This window comes from Streptomyces sp. NPDC007162 (assembly GCF_040634175.1).
Taxonomy (GTDB): Bacteria; Actinomycetota; Actinomycetes; order Streptomycetales; family Streptomycetaceae; genus Streptomyces.
On record NZ_JBEYFC010000778.1, the window covers coordinates 1 to 3,081 of the forward strand.

2 protein-coding genes and 1 pseudogene are annotated in these 3,081 nt (G+C 69.3%); 2 read left to right on the top strand and 1 reads right to left on the bottom strand.

Annotation, left to right across the window (positions count from 1 at the left end; all coding sequences use genetic code 11):
- Positions 1-214: 214 nt before the first annotated feature.
- Positions 215-1,513 (top strand): LuxR C-terminal-related transcriptional regulator, encoded by a 1,299-nt coding sequence (locus ABZ646_RS43745; RefSeq protein WP_360532556.1) that lies wholly within the window; start codon positions 215-217, stop codon positions 1,511-1,513.
- A 274-nt stretch (positions 1,514-1,787) separates the two neighbouring features.
- On the opposite strand, the gene ABZ646_RS43750 is transcribed toward ABZ646_RS43745, so the two are convergent.
- A complete protein-coding gene (locus tag ABZ646_RS43750) occupies positions 1,788-2,381 on the bottom strand; it encodes a TetR/AcrR family transcriptional regulator (protein ID WP_360532559.1) in 594 nt (197 codons plus the stop codon).
- Between the two features lie 197 nt (positions 2,382-2,578).
- On the opposite strand from ABZ646_RS43750, the pseudogene ABZ646_RS43755 reads away from it, so the two are divergent.
- Positions 2,579-3,081, top strand: a pseudogene (locus tag ABZ646_RS43755) (alkene reductase); the annotation flags it as partial.

Here is a 3,081-nt window from a genome sequence, read left to right on the forward strand (position 1 = left end):
CACCTGATGGAGGGCGCCTGCGGCGGGGGCCGGGTGGCATACATCCGTACGAATGCCGGAGACGGACCGGGTGGCACGGACGGATGGGACGGGTGCACGCCGCCGTGGAGCGGCTCATGGACAACGTCTCCACCTTCGGCATCGGCGGCTCGGCTCCCGCTGTCCTTTCGGACGGTTCTCACTGGCCGAAAGGACAGCGGGAGCGCGGGACGGCATGGCTACGCTGACGGGCATGGACCCGATGGCCGCACTTCATGTGATCCGCGCGCCCCTGATCGAGACCTTGCCGCGCCTGTCCGCCTCCCTGGCGGAGACGGTTCCCCACCACGCGCTGGCAGATCTGTCCCCCAACTGCGCCTACGCGCCGTTCAAGGTCCACGGAGCGGCGGACGGTGAGCCCGGCCAGGTCATCACCACATCCGAGGTCGCCGCGCTGCGACCCCGGGTGCCGGAAGGGGGAAGCTGGCAGGGAAGGGCGCAGCTGGCGGGTACCGATGCTCCGGTGCTGGCTCTGGCCAGCATCATCACCGAGCCCCCGGCCCTGCTGGTTCTGGTACGGACCGAGGACACACCGCTGCCGGAGGACCGGGTGGCTCCCGTCCAGGCCCTGTGGGACGTACTGACGGCGCACCGGGAAGGCCTTCGGACCGAGGCGCTGCCCGAGATCCTGGCGGTGTCCCGCGCGGCGGCATCCGCACGCGCCACGGCCATCTCCGAACTCGTCGACACCCACGGAGCGGTGCTGAGCGGGCTGCTCGGCGTCCTGCGCGACCGGGACCTGGACGACTCCGGCGCCCGCGCCCGTGCCATCGACCTGATCCTCACCGCCCTGGTCGAGCTGCGCTCGCGGGCGCAGCTCGATCAGACCCTGGTGGAGAAGCGGGCGGGGGACGCCTTCGAGCGGCTCGCCGAGTCGCTGCGCCGGATTCTGCGGGCCCGCGGTATCCGCCTGGATCTTGGCAGGCCAGGCGCCGAGGAAGGCGCCGACCGTCTCCTGCCGGGAGATGTCGTCAACACGGCGTCAGCTGTGGTGCGGGCCATCGTCCACGCCTCGTTGGAGGACCAGGGGACCGGGCCGGACGGTCGCGAGGTCAGCCGGATCCACGTCAGCTGGAAGGTGGGTGCGGCGGACCTGCGGGCCACCGTACGGGACGACGGGCCCGGCACCCTTTCCCGGAGCTCGCTCGACGCACGCCGGGTTGTCGACCGGCTGACTCCGCTCGGCGGACGGTTCGAGGCCGATGCCGTACCGGATTGGGGCACGACGGTGACCATCGAAATCCCGCTCACGCCACCCGACACACCACGCCACGACCCGCTGACCGAGCTGGGGGCCCGCGAGCTGGAGGTACTGAGCCTGCTCGCCCGGGGGCGGCGCAACCGGGATATCGCCCAGGAACTCCACATCAGTGAGTCGACAGTGAAGTTCCACATCGCCAAGATCTTCGACAAACTCGGTGTCAGCTCGCGTGGCGAGGCGGCCGCGCTCGCCCATGAGTGGGGTGCGGCTTAGTTGTCAGGCCAGATGGACGGTCGCCTGGGAGACGAAACGTACGGCCCCTGGCAGGCCGCCACAGGACCGCCGCAGAGTGCGACCGTCTCGCCACCGAGACCGCCTACGCCATGCGCAGGCTCGACCTGGCCCGGGTCGGTCACCCCCGGCACCCGCAGCTCCTCAATGCCGACGTCAGCGCTCCCGTGGGACAGAAGTCGTCGATCGCGGCAAAGGTCGGAATGAGATCTCAACCGTGGTCGCAAAGAGGCTGCCCATCGCAGCAAGGCCTCCCTTAGCGAACAGCGGGCCAGGCTCGCATGGCAATGTCGATGCACCGGATGAGTTCGTCCCGGGTGGCGCCACCCGCGGCCTGCACGGCGATGCCGTTGTTGGTGACCATGACGTAGCCCGCCAGGTCAGTCACGTCAGTGTCTCCCGGCAGGTCGCCGTCTTCCACCCCTCGCTGGAGACGTTGCGCGATGGCGTCAAGGACGGCGGCCCTACGGGCGGCGAGCGCTTCCCTGACTGCCTCGCTGGAGTCCCCGACGGCAAGTGCGCCCTGGACCAAAAGGCAGCCCCGTGGGGTGGAGGGGCCGGAGCACAGCAGGGCGGTCGACCGGAGGAAAGCCTCGATCGCGCGATAGGCCGTGGGCTCCTCGGCGAAACCGGAGGCCGCGGAGTGGAATCCCTGCACGTACAGGTCCAGGGCCCTCATGAAGAGGTCTTCCTTGTTCCCGAAGGCGGCGTAAAGACTCGGGCGGTTGATGCCCATGGCCTCGGTCAGGTCCGTCATCGAGGTCCCTTCGTAGCCCTTGGACCAGAAGATCTTCAGGGCACTCCGGAGCGCCTCGTCGACATCGAACGTGCGGGGTCGCCCGCTCTTCATGCCATCTCACCTGCCTAGTCTTTTTTACCGCAAGGTACAGAGCCGCTTGACGGTGGTAGCGCACTTCTGCCAGTGTATCGATCGGTACAGTTTATCGATCGGTACAGAAGTCGCTGGAGCGAGGCACCGATGAGGTCCCGTCGCGCCCGCCGTGCGGTTCAGGGCTCCCGGCCGGTCAGACATCGCAGGAGTTCCGTATGCCCTCCCTGTTCGAACCCTTCCGCCTGGGTCACCTGTCGCTGCCCAACCGCGTAGTGATGGCCCCCATGACCCGCTCCCGCGCAAGCGCCGACGGCCTGGCCACTGAGGCCGTTGCGGCGTACTACGCCCAGCGGGCCACCGCCGGTCTACTGATCTCCGAGGGCATCCAGCCCAGCCTGAGGAGCCAGTCCACGACGAACACCCCCGGACTGCACACCTCCGGGCAGGTTGCCGCGTGGAAGCAGGTCACCGATGCGGTGCATGCGAACGGCGGTCGGATCTTCGCGCAGCTCATGCACTCCGGCCGGGTCAGCCACCCCAATGTCACCGGGACGGTGCCCGTCGCCCCCTCCGCCGTGGCCGTCGGCTCCCCGATCTTCGCTGCCGGCTTCGGTGACCCCAGCGGGATGCAGCCCGCTCCCATACCGCGCGAACTGCCCACAGCCGCGCCGACCGCCGCCGACGTCGTCACCGGTGCCGTACCGCCCGCCGCTGCCTC